20 protein-coding genes and 1 tRNA gene are annotated in these 17,120 nt (G+C 33.6%); 19 read left to right on the top strand and 2 right to left on the bottom strand.

Annotation, left to right across the window (positions count from 1 at the left end; translation table 11 throughout):
- Positions 1–23 precede the first annotated feature (23 nt).
- Positions 24–100: transfer RNA gene (locus tag QNH69_RS08915), tRNA-Arg, on the top strand.
- Between the two features lie 396 nt (positions 101–496).
- On the opposite strand, the gene QNH69_RS08910 is transcribed toward QNH69_RS08915, so the two are convergent.
- Complete coding sequence (locus QNH69_RS08910) at positions 497–1,753, bottom strand: AraC family transcriptional regulator (protein WP_282930119.1); 1,257 nt, start codon at positions 1,751–1,753, stop codon at positions 497–499.
- Positions 1,754–1,928: 175 nt separating this feature from the next.
- Here QNH69_RS08910 and arcA point away from each other — a divergent pair, with 175 nt between their 5' ends.
- The 6 genes from arcA to QNH69_RS08880 all read left to right on the top strand — a co-directional run bounded on the left by arcA (position 1,929) and on the right by QNH69_RS08880 (position 8,051).
- Complete coding sequence (arcA, locus tag QNH69_RS08905; protein WP_044565926.1) at positions 1,929–3,155, top strand: arginine deiminase; 1,227 nt, start codon at positions 1,929–1,931, stop codon at positions 3,153–3,155.
- Positions 3,156–3,224: 69 nt separating this feature from the next.
- Positions 3,225–4,229 carry an ornithine carbamoyltransferase gene (gene argF, locus QNH69_RS08900; RefSeq protein WP_282930118.1) on the top strand — a complete coding sequence of 335 codons (1,005 nt, stop codon included), beginning with the start codon at positions 3,225–3,227 and terminating at the stop codon, positions 4,227–4,229.
- A 9-nt stretch (positions 4,230–4,238) separates the two neighbouring features.
- Positions 4,239–5,174 (top strand): carbamate kinase, encoded by a 936-nt coding sequence (arcC, locus tag QNH69_RS08895; protein ID WP_282930117.1) that lies wholly within the window; start codon positions 4,239–4,241, stop codon positions 5,172–5,174.
- Between the two features lie 29 nt (positions 5,175–5,203).
- The gene (locus QNH69_RS08890) at positions 5,204–6,721 is read left to right on the top strand and encodes a YfcC family protein (RefSeq protein ID WP_282930116.1); all 1,518 of its coding nucleotides are present in this window, start codon (positions 5,204–5,206) and stop codon (positions 6,719–6,721) included.
- A 134-nt stretch (positions 6,722–6,855) separates the two neighbouring features.
- Positions 6,856–7,104 carry a hypothetical protein gene (locus tag QNH69_RS08885; RefSeq protein ID WP_282930115.1) on the top strand — a complete coding sequence of 83 codons (249 nt, stop codon included), beginning with the start codon at positions 6,856–6,858 and terminating at the stop codon, positions 7,102–7,104.
- Positions 7,086–8,051, top strand: a complete 966-nt coding sequence (locus QNH69_RS08880) for an amidohydrolase (RefSeq protein ID WP_282930114.1) — start codon at positions 7,086–7,088, stop codon at positions 8,049–8,051. The genes QNH69_RS08885 and QNH69_RS08880 overlap by 19 nt, the downstream gene beginning before the upstream one ends.
- Before the next feature lie 55 nt (positions 8,052–8,106).
- Here QNH69_RS08880 and QNH69_RS08875 read toward each other — a convergent pair whose 3' ends face one another.
- The gene (locus QNH69_RS08875) at positions 8,107–8,814 is read right to left on the bottom strand and encodes a B3/4 domain-containing protein (protein ID WP_282930113.1); all 708 of its coding nucleotides are present in this window, start codon (positions 8,812–8,814) and stop codon (positions 8,107–8,109) included.
- A 157-nt stretch (positions 8,815–8,971) separates the two neighbouring features.
- Between QNH69_RS08875 and QNH69_RS08870 the strand changes: the two genes are divergently transcribed.
- The 12 genes from QNH69_RS08870 to dprA all read left to right on the top strand — a co-directional run bounded on the left by QNH69_RS08870 (position 8,972) and on the right by dprA (position 17,116).
- The gene (locus QNH69_RS08870; RefSeq protein ID WP_282930112.1) at positions 8,972–10,216 is read left to right on the top strand and encodes a trypsin-like peptidase domain-containing protein; all 1,245 of its coding nucleotides are present in this window, start codon (positions 8,972–8,974) and stop codon (positions 10,214–10,216) included.
- Positions 10,217–10,425: 209 nt separating this feature from the next.
- A complete protein-coding gene (gene ylxM / locus QNH69_RS08865; RefSeq protein ID WP_044565932.1) occupies positions 10,426–10,749 on the top strand; it encodes a YlxM family DNA-binding protein in 324 nt (107 codons plus the stop codon).
- Positions 10,750–10,760: 11 nt separating this feature from the next.
- Complete coding sequence (gene ffh / locus QNH69_RS08860; RefSeq protein ID WP_044565933.1) at positions 10,761–12,107, top strand: signal recognition particle protein; 1,347 nt, start codon at positions 10,761–10,763, stop codon at positions 12,105–12,107.
- Between the two features lie 49 nt (positions 12,108–12,156).
- Positions 12,157–12,402, top strand: a complete 246-nt coding sequence (gene rpsP / locus QNH69_RS08855; protein ID WP_044565934.1) for a 30S ribosomal protein S16 — start codon at positions 12,157–12,159, stop codon at positions 12,400–12,402.
- Between the two features lie 4 nt (positions 12,403–12,406).
- Positions 12,407–12,631 (top strand): KH domain-containing protein, encoded by a 225-nt coding sequence (locus QNH69_RS08850; protein ID WP_282930111.1) that lies wholly within the window; start codon positions 12,407–12,409, stop codon positions 12,629–12,631.
- The gene (gene rimM, locus QNH69_RS08845) at positions 12,628–13,113 is read left to right on the top strand and encodes a ribosome maturation factor RimM (protein WP_282930110.1); all 486 of its coding nucleotides are present in this window, start codon (positions 12,628–12,630) and stop codon (positions 13,111–13,113) included. Before QNH69_RS08850 ends, rimM begins: the two co-directional genes overlap by 4 nt.
- Entirely contained in the window at positions 13,106–13,813 is a 708-nt protein-coding gene (trmD, locus tag QNH69_RS08840) for a tRNA (guanosine(37)-N1)-methyltransferase TrmD (protein WP_282930109.1), read from the top strand. Before rimM ends, trmD begins: the two co-directional genes overlap by 8 nt.
- The gene (gene rplS / locus QNH69_RS08835) at positions 13,800–14,147 is read left to right on the top strand and encodes a 50S ribosomal protein L19 (RefSeq protein ID WP_282930108.1); all 348 of its coding nucleotides are present in this window, start codon (positions 13,800–13,802) and stop codon (positions 14,145–14,147) included. The genes trmD and rplS overlap by 14 nt, the downstream gene beginning before the upstream one ends.
- Positions 14,148–14,234: 87 nt before the next feature.
- The gene (gene ylqF / locus QNH69_RS08830; protein WP_282930200.1) at positions 14,235–15,071 is read left to right on the top strand and encodes a ribosome biogenesis GTPase YlqF; all 837 of its coding nucleotides are present in this window, start codon (positions 14,235–14,237) and stop codon (positions 15,069–15,071) included.
- Positions 15,068–15,691, top strand: a complete 624-nt coding sequence (locus QNH69_RS08825; protein WP_282930107.1) for a ribonuclease HII — start codon at positions 15,068–15,070, stop codon at positions 15,689–15,691. Before ylqF ends, QNH69_RS08825 begins: the two co-directional genes overlap by 4 nt.
- Entirely contained in the window at positions 15,688–16,035 is a 348-nt protein-coding gene (locus QNH69_RS08820; protein ID WP_282930106.1) for a YraN family protein, read from the top strand. Before QNH69_RS08825 ends, QNH69_RS08820 begins: the two co-directional genes overlap by 4 nt.
- Positions 16,025–17,116 (top strand): DNA-processing protein DprA, encoded by a 1,092-nt coding sequence (gene dprA / locus QNH69_RS08815; protein WP_282930105.1) that lies wholly within the window; start codon positions 16,025–16,027, stop codon positions 17,114–17,116. Before QNH69_RS08820 ends, dprA begins: the two co-directional genes overlap by 11 nt.
- Positions 17,117–17,120: the final 4 nt, after the last annotated feature.

Raw genomic sequence — 17,120 nt, 5'->3', positions numbered from 1 at the left:
ATTTTAAATAGAATATTTTGTATGTACCATTAGCTCAGCTGGATAGAGCGTCTGGCTACGGACCAGAAGGCCTGGGGTTCGAATCCTCAATGGTACGCCATAATTTTACAACCCTTGCAATTTCAACGTTTGCGAGGGCTTTTTTATTTTCTTGTTACGATATTTGTTACGACGACATGAAATTTGCAAAAATTTCCGATCTCATTTCTCTACAATTTATCATTTAATTCGATTTTTTATACGATATTTTCCATTGACTATTTTAAATATTATATATTTTCTATTGATATTACTTTATCATTAAAAGAAATTCTGCAACTATTAAATATATACGATTATTATAATAAACAATCAGTTCAAAAGCTTGATTTATTTTAATAGTATATTAAGAGCTAAATATAAAAAACTCTTACAATTATTTTACTTGTAAGAGTTTTACTTTATATATTTCAATATTTTTTTGTGTCACATTTTTAGATGAATCTTTTTACTTCTATTACATTATAGTTCCATCATATTGTTGAAGGTTAATATTTTTTCTAAAATTTGATGGGGTTATTTGTATTATCTGATTAAATGCTCTTCTAAATGTTCTGCTGTTGTTAAATCCCACTTTTATTGCTATATCTTCAATTGGCTCATCGGTCGTTTTTAGTAAATTTGCCGCTTCAGTTACTCTAAGATAATTTAAATACTCTGTAAAGTTTTTCTCGAATTGGAAGTTTAGGATTTTGTTTACAGATGAAGTTGTCATATTAAATTTCTTGGATACTAGTGATATGGACAATTCTTCGTCTCTAAAATTATTTTCTATATATCTAATGAGATCTTTTTTAGTGTCTGATTCAAATAGCTTTAGTCTATTTTCTGTGTGTAGATAATCTTCTCTAAATTCACTTGGTGTAACTTTCTCCCTTTGTAGGAAAGAGTTTATGAAGTGGGAATCGTCATTATAACCAACTTCGCTTGCAATCTCACTAAGCGTTAATGAGGTATAGGCTAGCAAATCTACTGATTTTGAAAATTTCATATCATCTAATAATTCTTTGAATGTATAGTTGATACTTTCTTTCAAATATTTGGCCATAGATGATTTGCTCATAAAAAACACTGATGATACTTTTTCTAGTGTTAGTTTATCGGCCAAATGTGCGTACATATAACTTAATATTTCATTTATGTTGACTGATTTCTCTTTGCTATCAATTTCTTCAGTTACATTTATAGATCTAAGGAATTCAATAGTCAATTCTACTAATAATGCTAGTAAATAAATTCTAGAAAAGTTATCCTTATTAGGTGTATGATATATAGAAATATCTCCAACTTCAGCCCTAAATTTTTTCATTGTTCTTAGAATGCTCTTAAATTCTATATCATTTAAGTATTTTATTCTATTATCTTCTATTTCTGAATAAAAAGAGCTGTTTTTTTCTGTAAATATCTCTAGGTCTGATAAATATTCTGTGAAAGCACTGTAATTAAATACAATTTTAATAAATTCTAATTGTTCATCAACCTGTGTGATTTCTGTTATGTCCCATGGCACTATTAGAATGATAGATCTCTTTCTTACTTCGTACTCTTTTGAGTTTAGGGTTATTTTCCCGGAACCTTTTGTGCATAGTAGAAAGCGTGCTTGTTGGTGAATCATTGGCTTTGTATTGGAGCTTTCAAATTCATATTCATATGTCAGAAGACTGGATAAATCTAAGTGGGATTCAAATTTTCCTTCTAAACGTGTATTACTCATTCTATCTCCTTACAATAAGTATACTACAATTTTACCACATATTTTAGTGAAGGTTCTATATAATATATCTTTTTTTACAACTAATCAGTTCGAAAATGTCCTACATTTAATTTTGGAATGTCATATAATATATGTGTAAGGGAAAATGTTTCCCAAAATTTTTAGGAGGATTTTAATGACAGCTATACAAGTAACAAGCGAAATTAATAAACTTGAAAAAGTTTTAGTACACAGACCAGGAGATGAATTATTAAACCTAACTCCAAACACATTGGAAGAATTATTATTTGATGATATTCCAGATTTAAAACTTGCTCAAGAAGAACACGATAGATTCACAGACATTCTTAGAGATAACGGCGTTGAAGTACTTTATCTTGAAGATTTAGTTGCTGAAGCACTTGACCAAAACGAAGGATTAAGAGAACAATTCTTAGACCAATACCTTGAAGAAACAGGTGTTACAGATGAAGAAATTCTTAAAAAATCTAGAGAACTACTAGAAGGTATTTCTGATACTAAAGAATTTGTTGAAAAAACTATGGCTGGTATCACACTACTAGAAATTGGTCACTTCAGTGAAGAAGAACTTAAAACAATGGGTGAAAAAGGAAACTACCTTGCAATCAATCCAATGCCAAACCTATACTTCACAAGAGACCCATTTGCAACAATTGGTAACGGCGTTTCAATCAACACAATGTATGCTGAAACACGTAACAGAGAAACAATCTATGGTGATTATGTAATGAGATATCACAATGATTATAAAGGTCAAGTTCCAAACTACTATGGTAGAGGAAAAGAATACCACATCGAAGGTGGAGACGAACTAATCATATCTGATACAACACTATTAATTGGTATTTCTCAAAGAACACAATATGAAGCTATCCAAGAACTAGCTAAAAATATCTTCTTTGGTGAAGAAGAAAGCAAAATTGAAAAAATTTATGCGTTAAACATCCCTGTAAATAGAGCATTCATGCACTTAGATACTGTATTTACAAGAATTGACCATGATGCATTTACATTCCACCCAGGAATCATGCAAACACTAAAAATCTATAAAATCACAAAAGGTGACAACGATCTAAACATCGAAGAAAAATCTGGTGAATTTGAAGAAATCTTAGCTGAAATTGCAGGAGTTGAAAAAGTTAGACTAATCCCATGTGGTAATGGTGATCCAATCGCTGCTGAACGTGAACAATGGAATGACGGATCAAACACACTAACAATAGCTCCAGGTGAAGTAGTTGTTTATAAGAGAAATACAGTAACAAATGCTGCACTTAAAGAAGCAGGAATCAAAATACATGAACTAGACGCATCAAACCTAACAGTAGGTCGTGGTGGTCCAAGATGTATGACAATGCCATTTGTAAGAAGCCTAGACTAATTAATATTGCAAAATAAAAGAGAATAAATTAAAATAAAACTATAAATAAAACTATAAGGAGATACAAATATGCCAGTAAATTTACAAGGAAGATCTTTCCTAACATTAAGTGATTACACAGAAGCAGAAATCAACTACCTATTAGACCTATCTGCTCAATTTAAAAATCTTAAATTAACAAGAACACCACACAGATACCTAGAAGGTAAAAACATCGTTCTATTATTTGAAAAAACATCTACAAGAACACGTTGCTCATTTGAAGTAGCTGGTTATGATCTAGGAATGGGTGTAACATATCTAGATCCAGGTTCAAGCCAAATGGGTAAAAAAGAATCTATTGAAGATACAGCAAAAGTACTTGGAAGATTCTATGATGGTATCGAATACAGAGGATTTGATCAAGAATTAGTTCAAGCTCTAGCAGATAACTCAGGTGTTCCAGTATGGAATGGTCTAACAGATGACTTCCACCCAACACAAATGATTGCTGATATGATGACAATCAAAGAAAACTTTGGATACCTAAAAGGACTAAACTTTGTATTCATGGGTGACTGCAGAAACAACGTATCAAACTCACTATTAATCACATGTGCTAAACTTGGTGTTAACTATACAGGTTGTGGTCCAAAAGAATTATGGCCAACAGAAGAATTAATAGCAGAAGCAAAAGAATATGCAGCTGTTCACGGATCAACAGTAAACTTCACAGAAGATGTTGAAGAAGGCGTAAAAGGTGCACACGTTCTTTACACAGATATTTGGGTATCAATGGGAGAACCAGATGAAGTTTGGGAACAAAGAATTGAACAACTTCACCCATACCAAGTAAACCAAAAAGTAATGGATATGGCTGATGAAGATGCAATCTTTATGCACTGCCTACCATCATTCCACGATTTAAAAACAACAATCGGTGAAGAAGTTTATGAAAAATTCGGTGACAAATACGAACTAAACGGCATGGAAGTTACAGATGATGTATTCCTTTCAAACAAATCAAAAGTATTTGATGAAGCTGAAAACAGAATGCACTCAATCAAAGCTGTAATGTATGCAACACTTAAATAAGGAAACTAAATGAGCAAAAAAAGATTAGTTATCGCTCTTGGGGGTAATGCTTTAGGCAATACCCCTGAAGAGCAATTAGAATTAGTAACAAAGACAGCTGAATCAATTGTAGATTTATCAGAAGAATATGATCTTGCAATAGGCCATGGTAATGGTCCACAAGTTGGCATGATTAACAATGCTTTCGAATATGCAGCATTAAATGGAGCTGGTACACCAGCTATGCCTTTCCCAGAATGTGGAGCTATGAGCCAAGGATATATTGGATATCATCTTCAACAATCAGTAAGAAACGAACTTAAAAAACGTGGCATCAACAAAAATGTTGCTACAGTATTAACTCAAGTACTAGTTGATGAAAAAGACGAAGCATTCAAAAATCCAACAAAACCAATCGGTTCATTCATGACTAAAGAAGAAGCTGACGAAATAGCTAAAGAAAAAGGATACACCTTTGTAGAAGATTCTGGTCGTGGATACAGAAGAGTTGTTGCAAGTCCTATTCCAAAGGAAATTGTAGAACTTGATGTTGTAAATAGCTTAATTGAAAATGACAATATCGTTATAACAGTTGGTGGTGGTGGAATTCCAGTAATCAATAAAGAAGACAAACTAGAAGGAATCCCAGCAGTAATCGACAAAGATAGATCTTCTGCCCTACTTGCTGAAGAATTAAAAGCTGATATGCTTGTAATCCTTACAGCAGTTGACCAAGTTATGATTAACTTTGGTAAAGAAAATGAAGAAGCTATCAAAGAAATGACCCTAGAAGAAGCTAAAAAATATATCGGTGAAGAACAATTCGCAAAAGGCTCAATGCTACCAAAAGTAGAAGCTTGTATGGAATTTGTTGAAAACACTGAAAATGGCATTGCTCTTATTACTTCTTTAGAAAAAGCAGCTGAAGCTTTAAAAGGACAAACAGGAACAATCATAAAAAAATAATAACAAAATAAAATATAAGGAGGGGCAAAATGACAGAAAATAAGGGGAAAAAGAAAAAACGTTCTCTTAGCGCTTTCTCAATACTGATGATAGTTCTTGCTGTTGTTTGTCTATTTTCATTGTTTTTGAATGGATCTCCAATCAGTTCTAGCATTATAGAATCTCTAGATCCAGAAAAATACGGAGAAATGATAGATACAGTAAACAGTGGTGGAACTGTTGCAGTTCAAAGTGCACATCTATCAGATTTTGTTATGGCTATACCAAATGGTTTCATGAACGCAGCTGATCTTATCATCTTCATCTTTGGTATAGGTGGTTTCATCGGAACAATGATGTCAACAGGAGCTCTTGAAGCAGGAATTTATAACCTAGTTGGCAAAATGAAGGGTAAAGAAAATAAACTTATCGGCATTTTAATGTTTTTATTCTCACTCGGTGGAACAACTTATGGTATGGCAGAAGAAACAATTGGTTTCTATCCATTAATTACAGCAGCAATGGTTGCTGCAGGATTTGATACAGCAGTAGCTGCAGGTACTGTACTATTAGGTGCTGGAGCTGGTGTATTAGGTTCCACAATCAACCCATTTGCAACAGGTGCAGCTATGGGCGCACTTTCATCTGTAGGTATTGAACCAAATGCTACAACTATAATGATTGTAGGTGTTATACTTTGGTTAACAACACTAGCAGTAGTTGCAAAATTCGTAATTTCTTATGCTAAAAAGGTTCAAGAAAATAGAGCTAATACAGTTCTAAGCTCAGATGAACTAGCTGAAATGGACGAAGTTTACGGTAAAGAAAAAGACCAAGGTCTTGTATTTACTAAACAACACAAACACGTACTTATAGTGTTTGCAATTGCATTTGTAGTAATGATTCTATCTCTTATCTCATATGTTGATATCAACTTTGCAGGCGATGAAGATGCTTATATGAATGCCTTTGGTTGGTCAAAATTCTTAACTGGACAACCTTTAGGTTATTGGTATTTTGCTGAATTAGGCGCTTGGTTTATCCTTGCAAGTATCGTAATTGCTATAGTTGCTCGTATGAGTGAAAAAGAATTTATTGATACATTTATGGCAGGTGCAGCAGACCTACTATCAGTAGCTCTAATTATAGCTGTAGCTCGTGGTATTACAGTTGTAATGAATCAAACTCACCTTGACTTCTTTATCCTAGATAAAGCTAGTGGATTACTAAGAGGTGTACCAGCATTTGTATTTGTACCACTTGCATACCTAGTATACATGCTACTAAGTTTCTTAGTACCATCTACATCAGGACTAGCAGCACTTTCTATTCCAGTAATGGGATCACTTGCAAATGCACTTGGATTTAACCCAAGCATTATGATTATGATATTCTGTGGAGCTTGCGGTCTTATAAACTTTGTTACTCCAACATCAGGGGTAGTAATGGGTGGACTTGCAGCTGCTAGAGTAGAATACTCAACATACCTAAAATGGGTTAAAAAACCATTCTTTATAGTAATGATTCTAAATATTGTAATACTATCAATTTGTATGATGGTATTCTAAGTAGAAAAATATAAGCCATCAATTCCTTTTGTGAATTGGTGGTTTTTTAATTGGAAAAATTAGGGTAGAAGATAAATAAAGAATAAATTTAACAATAGACTTACTGATTGCTAGGAACATTTTTGGAGGGAAATTTGCAAGTTAATGATTATTTAGAAGATATTAAAGCTTATGTAATTGAAAAAAGACGTTATATACACCAACATCCAGAATTATCAAACCAAGAATTTGCCACAAGCAAATTAGTAAAAGAAGAACTTGATAAGATGGGTATTGAAAATGAAATTGTCAGTGAAAAGAATATTGGAGTAATTGGTGTAATACATGGTAAGAATCCTGGTAAGACAATAGCCCTACGGCTGATATGGATGCGCTACCAGTAAATGAGAAGACTAATTTAGAATTTGCATCAACAAATGATGGAGTAATGCACGCTTGTGGTCACGATGCTCATACAGCCATGTTATTAGGGGCTGCAAAGATTTTAAATGAAATAAAAAATGATTTTTATGGAACAATTTATTTGATATTTCAACCTGCTGAAGAGGTTCTTGCTCTAGAATATGATGGGGCGAAGTATATGATGAGAAATGGTGATTGGTATGAAAAAATCGACCATATATTTGGAGCTCATGTATTTACATCAATACCAAATGGCAAAGTTTCCGTACAAGCTGGTGGAATTATGGCTGGAGATGCTTCATTTGAAATAACAATCAATGGCAAATCATCCCATGCTGCCAATCCTGAGGAATCTACTGATCCAGTTGTAATTGGTTCGGCTATTGTGATGAATTTACAAACTATAGTTTCCAGGAGATATGGGGCAAATGAATCTGTTGTGTGTTCAGTATCTACATTCAATGCTGGTGATAGCTTTAATATTATCCCACAACATGCCAAATTAACTGGTACTATAAGGTACTTCAAAGCGGAATTTAAAGAAAAGTTGCAAAAAGACTTTAGAGAAATAGTAGAAAATACTGCCAGAGCCTATGGTACAGACGTGGAAATATTCTATGAAGACTTTGGTTTTCCGACTATAAATTCTAAAGATCATAGTAATCTTGCTAAAATTGCCGCAGAGAAGATTTATGGAAAAGAAAATATAATAGAAGTGGCAAAAAATATGGGCGGAGAGGATTTCTCATTTTATATTCAAGAAAAACCAGGAGTTTTTGCTTTAATCGGTACAGGCCATGAAGATGAGGAGCAAAACTATCCAAACCATAGTGAAAAGTTTAATATATGTGACAATAAGTTAAACTTAAGCTCTGCTTTATACGCCCAGTATGCCATTGAATATCTAAAGTCTGACTTAGACAAATGAGTATAAAAAATGGATGCGCAACTATATAAAAAGTTTTGCATCCACTTTATTATTTTTATTTCAAAGTTACTTCTGAATCATCTTTTGTAAGAATTTTTATTTCTGTTTGGCAGTTTAGATATTTTTCTAAACTTTCTGCCATAGCATTTAGTGCTTCCTTATGGTCTTCGTCTCTTTCTGGATCTACTGATTCCATGATAACTACAGCGTTTTTTGTATCTTCTGTAATCATTGTACGAACGCCATCTCTCCAGTTAAAGCATCTGCAAATAGCTCCAGCATTATCCACATATGCAAGTTCTCCTGGATATGTTTCAGATTCACTATCATCACCTAAAGCTTGGAATTTGTCTCCTCCTTCGGTGATTTTTAATACCATATCGCCATCAAAATTATCAAAGTCTTCTGATCCAACTGGAAGAGCATAGGTTAATGAAATAGCATTGTAGATATCAACTAATGGGTTGATTGAACCTACTGGATTGCCCTTGTCAACTCTTTTAAGTAGAGCTTCTATAGCGCATCTTGCACCTTTTTTAGTTTTGAATTTCTTGAAAGCATCTCTCCATACTTTGATAACTTTATTTTCAGAAAAAACTGGTTCAGTTAAGTAATCATAAGCTTTTTCGTTTGCTTCATTAAGCATATCTTTTATTTCTCTACTAGAAGATTCATTGTTTTCAATACCTTTTGCTATAACTACACCAATTTTTGCATCTGGGAATAGTTCGAAAAAGGATGAATCTGCGATAAATTTGGTCATAAAACCCTCCTTAATCTTTTCATTCATTATATTAATAAGTTACAATTAAGTCAAATAAAGATATGTATTTGCTTTTATTCTTTATGTAAATTTAACAATAAAAGAAGTAATATATAAGCATAAACACGAATTGTAAACTACAAAGAAAGGAAAAGTTATGGCAAATAGAGAAGATAAGAGAAAGAAAGGCCTTCCATCATTTGTAAGTGCCTTGCTTGGAGCAATAGTAGGTGGTTTACTAGTGTATGTATTAACCACGACAATATCAGTAAAATCCAACAATCAAGATATGGATGTAGCTAATAATAAAGTAGAAGAAAATATTGATACAAAAGCTAATAAACAAAAAATAGAAATATCTGATGATCCATCTATGGAATCAGTAGTAGTAAAAAAATCTATAGATAGTGTAGTAGGAATTACTACAGTATCAAAAGTTGTAGAACAAACTTTTTGGGGCCCACAATCTGGCTATGCTGAAGGTATAGGATCTGGATCAATAGTAAGTTCAGATGGTTATATAGTGACAAACTCTCACGTTGTAAGTGATGGAGATGTAAGTGAGATAAATGTATTATTTAGCGATGGATCTACAGCAGAAGCTGACCTTGTATGGAATGATGCAACACTAGACCTAGCTATAGTAAAAGTAAAAAAAGACGACCTTCCAGTAATGGAACTAGGAGATAGTGATAAAATGAGAGTAGGCGATAGGGTAGTTGCCATAGGCAATCCACTAGGCTTGCAACTCCAATCAACAGTAACATCTGGTATAATATCAGGTCTAAATAGGAGCGTAAGCTTTAATACAGGCGCTCAGATGGACGGCTTGATGCAAACAGATGCAGCTATAAATGCCGGAAACTCTGGAGGAGCTCTACTAAATTCAAAAGGTGAGCAAATAGGAATCAATACTGCAAAAGCCGGTAACAGTGATGGTATAGGATTTGCTATACCAATAAACCTAGTAAAGCCAATTATTGAGCAAATCAAAGAAAGTGGAGAATACCACTCAGTATACCTAGGCATAACTGGACAATCATTAGACTACTTCTTACAATACCCACAAGTAAATCTAGGCGACCTAGAAGGCAAAGAAGGTGTATTTGTAACAAGCGTATTTGATGATAGTGAAACTCTCAAAAAGGGTGATTTGATTACGGCCATAGATGGAAACAAAGTCACTGATATGCTTTCACTAAGAAAGAACTTATTAAGTTATAAGGTAGGGGATAAGGCAACTATTACAGTATTAAGAGATGGCAAATCAATGGATCTTGACTTTACATTCTCAATAGACTCATCAAATGTAGATGAGTACAAACAAGCAAAACCAGAAAATCAAATAGAAAGTAATGGAGAAAATGGTAGATCACTAAATCCATTCAAAAACCTACCATAATGGTAAAATTAAAACTAGCACTATGTAAATATATTGCTAGTTTTTTAGTGAAAAAAACTCAAGCAAAGTATTAAAAAATCAAGGCTTAAATAAGTCAAGAAAAAACCTTGACATGATATTTATAGGGGTGTATAATATACAGGTCAAGAAATTATCTTGACAGGCTAATTATATTAAATTTAATTTAATATAAAAAGTAAGGACCGATTATGGAAAAAATTGTTAAGGTGGCTGAATTATACGACATATATGGACCGCTACTAAATGAAAAGCAAAGAGATGTTATCAATTGTTATTATAACGAGGACTTGTCCTTACAAGAGATTGCAGAAAACAACAATAAAAGTAAACAAGCAATTTCCGACATGATGACAAGGACAGTTGATAAGCTATTTGAGTTTGAAGATGAGCTTTCTTTACTAGAAAAAAAAGATGAGCTCAAAGATGCTCTTACGAGTATAAGAGAGCTGATGGAAAATTCAAAAAACAAAGAAGCAATTGAGAAAATAACAGAGACAATTGAGAGAATTTAGGGAGTGATAATATGGTGTTTGAAGGCCTAGCCGATAGGCTCCAAGAAAGTCTTGGAAAACTTACCGGAAAAGGAAAATTAACAGAAAAAGACATCGACAACGCTATGAGGGAGATTAGACTTTCACTTCTAGAAGCAGACGTTAACTACAAGGTGGTAAAAGACTTTGTAAAGACTGTCAAAGAAAGATCCCTAGGCGAAGATGTAATGACATCCCTTACTCCTGGTCAAATGGTGGTTAAGATTGTAAATGAAGAACTTACCAATTTGATGGGTAAAGAAAATTCTAGATTAGATTTAAAAGGTTCTACCCCACACGTTGTGATGATGGTGGGACTCCAAGGTTCAGGTAAAACAACTCACTCAGGTAAGCTTGTTTATAAGCTTAAAGGCGAAAATAGAAATCCAATGCTAGCAGCCCTAGATATTTATAGGCCCGCTGCAATAGAACAACTTAAAGTTGTCGGCAAAAAAGCAGATACCTTTGTTTTCGAACAAGGTAAAGAAGATCCAGTAAAGATTGCCCTTGAAGCAAAAAATTATGCTAGGGCAAACAATTACGACACAGTAATCCTTGATACCGCTGGTCGTTTGCAAATAGATACTGATCTTATGGATGAACTTAAAAAAATCAAGGAAGTAACAAAGCCTGATGAGATCCTTCTAGTAGTAGATGCCATGACTGGCCAAGAGGCAGTTAATGTGGCAAAAACTTTCGACGACTACCTTGATATCACAGGTGTTATACTCACCAAGCTTGACGGTGATGCAAGAGGTGGTGCAGCCCTATCAATCAGACAAGTTGTAGGCAAGCCAATCAAATTTGTCGGAGTTGGAGAAAAACTAGAAGACCTAGAAGCCTTCTATCCAGATAGGATGGCGAATAGAATCCTAGGCATGGGTGATGTCTTATCTTTAATCGAAAAAGCTGAAGCGCAAATCGATATGGAAAATGCCAAGGCTTTGGAAGAAAAGCTAAGAAATCAAACATTTACCCTAGATGATTTTATGGATCAGATAAATCAAATTAGAAATATGGGGCCTCTGGAAGACTTACTTGCAATGATTCCTGGTGTAAATAATAAAATGCTCAAACAAGTCAATGTAGATGACACAGGCTTTGTAAAAATCGAAGCTTTGATCAATTCTATGACCAAAGAAGAGCGTGAAAAGCCAGAAATCATAGGCAAAAGACGAAAAGAGCGTATATCAAAAGGATCCGGTGTAGATGTCAGAGAGCTAAACAAGCTGTTAAAACAATTTAAAGAACTTAAGAAAATGATGAAACAAGTTTCTAATATGAATCCAAAAGGCAAAAAGGGTAGAGGCGGATTTAGGATGCCTAAGTTACCTTTTTAGTAGAAGCTAAGTAATCATAGGTCAAATTTTATAAAAGGAAGGAAGAAAAATGGCAGTAAAAATTAGATTAAAAAGAATGGGACAAAAGAAAAAACCATTTTACAGAGTAGTAGTTGCAGATTCAAGAAGTCCACGTGATGGTAAATTTATCGAAGAAATTGGTTACTACAATCCAGTAAGCGAACCAAAAGAATTCAAAGTAGACAATGAAAAAGCAAAACAATGGATTAAAAATGGTGCAAAACCAACATCAATTGTTGAAAAGCTATTCAATGACAATGATGTATTAGCATAAGATTATGAAAGAATTAGTAGAAACAATCGTAAAAGAGCTAGTAGAAGATAAAGAAGCTGTCGAAATCGAAGAAAATCGTAACGATGGAGAAGTAAATATTCTAATCCACGTTGCAGATAGCGATAAGGGTCGTGTTATAGGAGTTAGAGGAAATATCATCAATTCTATCAGAACCATAGCAAGATCAGCAGCTATAAAGGAAGATGTTAAAGTCAATATAAAAATATGAGGATAAGTGTAGCAGAGATTGTAACGACTCATGGGATTAGAGGAAATCTTAAAATAAAAAGCCTTAGTGATAATGAAAATAGGTTTAAAACTGGGGCAAAATTGCTTATCGATGATGAAGAACTAACAGTTGAATCATCCTTTGACCAAAAAGGACTTAAGGTTATAAAATTTGAAGAATATGACGACATTAATGATGTCATCAAATTTGTTGGCAAAGATATAACCATAGATGAAGCTGACCTAGGCGAACTAGGAGAAGATGAGTACTACGTTTATAAACTAATAGGTCTTGATGTTTACGACAATGGGCAAAAAGTCGGCAAAATCACAGACGTAATCACAGGTGTATATCCCAATGATGTTTATGTTATAAAGACAGATAAAGATGAAATTTATTTTCCAGCTTTAAATGCTACAACTAAAAATATTGACTTTGAAAAGAATATTATAGAAATAGAAAATTTTAGTGATTATGAATAAAATAACAATCCTTACTTTATTTCCAGAAAGTTTTGAGTTTTTGAAAACTTATGGAGTAATAGGTAAAGCTATATCAAAAGGTTTATTAGAATTAGAACTTGTAAATATAAGAGATTTTTCAAACGATAAACACAACCACGTTGATGATACGGTTTATGGTGGAGCAGCGGGCATGCTAATGAAGCCAAAACCATTATATGATGCATTAATGTCTGTAAAAAAACCAAACTCCAAAGTAGCCTATATGTCAGCTGCTGGGAGAGTATTAAATCAGAAATTAGCAATCGACTTTGCAGAGATTAAAGATCTTATAATCATTTGTGGCCACTATGAGGGTATAGATGCAAGGATAACCAATCACTATGTTGACTACGAAATATCCATAGGAGACTATGTCCTAACAGGAGGAGAAATACCTGCTATGGTACTAATAGACTCAATGGCAAGATTTATTGATGGAGTAGTTGGCAAGGAGGAATCACTAAAGACAGATTCCCACTACAATATATTATTGCAGCAAGATGAATACACCAAGCCACGAGAGTTTAATGGATACATAGTTCCAAATGAGCTTACAAGTGGCGACCATAAGAAAATCAAACAATGGAACAGAAAATCTGCAATAGCAAAAACAAAAAAAGTTAGACCAGACTTATATGAAAAATTCCTAAGAGAGGAGAATGAAAATGGATTTAATTAAAAAAATTGAACAAGAAAACTTACGTGAAGATCAATATGACTTTAACGTAGGTGATACAGTTAGAATATCTTACAGAATCAAAGAAGGTGACAAAACAAGACTTCAAGACTTTGAAGGAACAGTTATCAAAATCAAAGAAGGTGGCATCAACAAGGCATTCACACTAAGAAGAATTTCTTACGGTGTAGGCGTAGAAAGAACCTTCCTATACAACTCACCAAGAATTGAAAAATTAGTAGTAACAAGACATGGTAAAGTACGTCGTGCTAAACTAAACTACTTAAGAGCTCGTCAAGGTAAGGCTACTAAAGTTAAAGAAAAAACAAATTATTAAAAATTTCTGGCTGTATGATTCATACAGCTTTTTTATTGAGGAAATTTTGATATAATAGACCTAGTATGTAGGGGGTAAATTATGGCAATGAATATAAATTGGTATCCTGGTCATATGAAAAAGACCAAGGAGGATATAGAGAACAACCTAAAACTTGTAGATATTGTCCTTGAAATAATAGATGCAAGAATACCTTCTTCAAGCAGGAATCCCATGCTTGATGAAATCATTGGTGATAAGCCTAGGATAATTATAATGAACAAAGCTGACCTTGCAGATAAGAGCATCACTAGTCAGTGGATTGATGAATTCAAAAACAGAGGAATATCTGCAATTAGAATGAACTCCAAAGAAAATATAAATGCTAAAAAAATCTATGATTTAGCAAGAGAATCTTTGAGCGAGAAATTTGATAAGCACAAAGAAAAAAACATAGAAAATCAAACAATTCGCATGATGATTGTAGGGGTTCCTAATGCTGGCAAGTCAACTTTTATAAATAATATTTCAAAAAGAAAGGGCGCCAATGTAGGTAATAGACCAGGGGTTACAAAAACCAAACAATGGATCAAAACAAATGCCAATATAGAATTATTGGATACACCGGGAGTTTTGTGGCCAAAATTTGACGAAGAAACAGGCTTAAACCTATCATACACCCACGCCATAAAAGATGAGATACTAAATATAGAAGATCTTACCCTTAAGTTTTTGGAAAAAATGAAAGAAGAATATCCAGAAAATTTACAAGAGCGTTATGGGGTAGATGCTAAAAAATCTGCCTTAGACATCTACGAAGATATTGCTAGAAAAAGGGGAGCTGTTACAAAGGGTGGAGATTTTGATTACACTCGCACAGCTAATATAATACTTACAGATTTTAGAAATGGAAAACTTGGAAGAATTAGTTTGGAAAGACCATGAAATATTCAGACTACAACGAGAAAATCAAAAAAGAAATCTATGAACATTATAATTTGATTGCAGGCATTGATGAAGTGGGCAGAGGTCCTCTAGCAGGACCTGTTGTAACTTGTGCTGTTATTATGAAAAAGGATTCTCATATTGAAGGCGTTACAGATTCCAAAAAACTTAGTAGAAAAAAGATGCTAAGTCTTAGAGATGAGATTTTGGAAGATGCTATAGAAGTATCCTATGGCTATGCCAATAACAGATTGATTGATGAGATAAATATCAGGCAAGCAACTCTTCTTGCAATGAAAAATGCAGTAGAAGCTTTGGAAAACAAACCAGATATACTGCTTATAGATGCAGAAAGAATAGATACAGAAATTCCCCAGCTAAATATTGTAAAGGGAGACCTCAATGAATACGCCATCTCTTGTGCATCAATACTTGCCAAAATCAGAAGAGATGATATTATGATCAACTTCTCAAAAATCTACCCACATTATTCTTTCCAAACTAATGTAGGTTATGGAACAAAAAAGCATTATGAGGGTCTTGAAAAATATGGTCCAACACCCATTCATAGGAAAAGCTTTTTGAGGAAATTCTACCAAAGACAGGAAAGTTTTCTATGAATGAGAAAAGAAAAATTGGCGATTTTGGAGAAGACTTGGCTGTAAGCTATATGACTAGTAATGGTTACGAAATTCTATGCCGTAATTACCTAAAACCCTATGGTGAGATTGATATAATTGCCCTAAATGATGATATAATTTGTTTTGTCGAAGTCAAAACTCGTAAGTCATACCAATTTTCCTACCCTAGAGAAGCTGTCAACTACCACAAACAGCAAAGGATTATCAAGGCTAGCCAGATGTATATGATGGAGAATAATATCAATAATTACTTGATGAGATTTGATGTTGTGGAAGTTTTAACTGAAAGTAGAAAGATAAACTATATAGAAAATGCATTCTGAATATACCGATAGAGAAATTATTTTATATCTAAATTACATATACTTGGACAACAGGGTTATTCATATAATCTATGAAAGAGTAGGCTTTAAGGATTTATTTGAAAGATCAAGAATTGACTTAGATTTTATTCCTGACATTTCCTATGAGAAAATTGTATCTAATAAAAATTTGGAAAGTTTCAAGTCTTATAATGAAAAAGTTCAAAGGTATGGCTATACGTATGTGACTTTTCTTGATGATGACTATCCATTCAACTTAAGATACATAGATGATAGGCCGACCTTGCTTTTTTATAAGGGAAGGCTCGATAGGGAAAAAGACAAGAATTCCATTGCCTTTGTAGGTGCCAGAAAATGCACAGAATATGGCAAATGGGCCTGCAAAAATCTTAGTCAAGACATAAGCAGGGCTGGAATTACAACTGTTTCTGGTCTTGCCTATGGCATAGACGCTATGTGTCACAAGTCGACTTTAGAAGTAGCCGGTAGGTCTATAGGAGTGATAGGTTGTGGTATTGATAAAATTTACCCCAAACAGAATAGGAAATTGTACCAGGCCTTAGAAGAAGATGGACTGATTTTATCAGAATTCCCCCTAGAAACTGAACCAAGATCCTACAATTTCCCAAGAAGGAATAGGATAATCTCTGGCATATCTCTTGCTACCGTTGTCATAGAAGCTAAAGAAAAATCAGGTACTATGATTACTACAAGGTGTGCTCTTGACCAAGGAAAGGAAGTATTTGCAGTTCCTGGAAATATTAATTCTATATACTCTAGGGGTACCAATAAATTGATTCAAGAAGGGTCCAAGCTTATTACTTGTGCTGATGATATCTTAGAAGAATTGGACTATCTATTGGAATATTCTAACAGTAAAAATGAAATAGATTACTCTAGCCTTGAAAAAGATGAACTAGATATAGTAAAGTATATCGAGGAAAATCCAAATTCCTCAGCAGATATATTATCAGCTGAACTTAAGATTAAGATTGATGAAATAAATTATCTTTTAACATCACTTGAGTTGAGAGATTTTATTGAAAATATAGGAAATAATGAATTCACAGTAAAGAGGTGAGATT

The sequence above is a fragment of the Anaerococcus sp. Marseille-Q7828 genome, assembly GCF_949769285.1.
In the GTDB taxonomy this organism is placed as follows: domain Bacteria; phylum Bacillota; class Clostridia; order Tissierellales; family Peptoniphilaceae; genus Anaerococcus.
Note: the sequence above shows the minus strand (reverse complement) of the source record. Positions and strands in the feature narration are given on the sequence as shown.

Coding starts and splice junctions, on each gene's coding strand:
- dprA (WP_282930105.1), top strand. CDS start 16,025: ATGCATTCTGAATATACCGATAGAGAAATTATTTTATATCTAAATTAC.
- arcA (WP_044565926.1), top strand. CDS start 1,929: ATGACAGCTATACAAGTAACAAGCGAAATTAATAAACTTGAAAAAGTT.
- QNH69_RS08850 (WP_282930111.1), top strand. CDS start 12,407: ATGAAAGAATTAGTAGAAACAATCGTAAAAGAGCTAGTAGAAGATAAA.
- argF (WP_282930118.1), top strand. CDS start 3,225: ATGCCAGTAAATTTACAAGGAAGATCTTTCCTAACATTAAGTGATTAC.
- rpsP (WP_044565934.1), top strand. CDS start 12,157: ATGGCAGTAAAAATTAGATTAAAAAGAATGGGACAAAAGAAAAAACCA.
- QNH69_RS08870 (WP_282930112.1), top strand. CDS start 8,972: ATGGCAAATAGAGAAGATAAGAGAAAGAAAGGCCTTCCATCATTTGTA.
- trmD (WP_282930109.1), top strand. CDS start 13,106: ATGAATAAAATAACAATCCTTACTTTATTTCCAGAAAGTTTTGAGTTT.
- rplS (WP_282930108.1), top strand. CDS start 13,800: ATGGATTTAATTAAAAAAATTGAACAAGAAAACTTACGTGAAGATCAA.
- QNH69_RS08825 (WP_282930107.1), top strand. CDS start 15,068: ATGAAATATTCAGACTACAACGAGAAAATCAAAAAAGAAATCTATGAA.
- arcC (WP_282930117.1), top strand. CDS start 4,239: ATGAGCAAAAAAAGATTAGTTATCGCTCTTGGGGGTAATGCTTTAGGC.
- QNH69_RS08890 (WP_282930116.1), top strand. CDS start 5,204: ATGACAGAAAATAAGGGGAAAAAGAAAAAACGTTCTCTTAGCGCTTTC.
- ffh (WP_044565933.1), top strand. CDS start 10,761: ATGGTGTTTGAAGGCCTAGCCGATAGGCTCCAAGAAAGTCTTGGAAAA.
- rimM (WP_282930110.1), top strand. CDS start 12,628: ATGAGGATAAGTGTAGCAGAGATTGTAACGACTCATGGGATTAGAGGA.
- QNH69_RS08820 (WP_282930106.1), top strand. CDS start 15,688: ATGAATGAGAAAAGAAAAATTGGCGATTTTGGAGAAGACTTGGCTGTA.
- ylqF (WP_282930200.1), top strand. CDS start 14,235: ATGAATATAAATTGGTATCCTGGTCATATGAAAAAGACCAAGGAGGAT.
- QNH69_RS08880 (WP_282930114.1), top strand. CDS start 7,086: ATGGATGCGCTACCAGTAAATGAGAAGACTAATTTAGAATTTGCATCA.
- QNH69_RS08875 (WP_282930113.1), bottom strand. CDS start 8,814: ATGACCAAATTTATCGCAGATTCATCCTTTTTCGAACTATTCCCAGAT.
- ylxM (WP_044565932.1), top strand. CDS start 10,426: ATGGAAAAAATTGTTAAGGTGGCTGAATTATACGACATATATGGACCG.
- QNH69_RS08910 (WP_282930119.1), bottom strand. CDS start 1,753: ATGAGTAATACACGTTTAGAAGGAAAATTTGAATCCCACTTAGATTTA.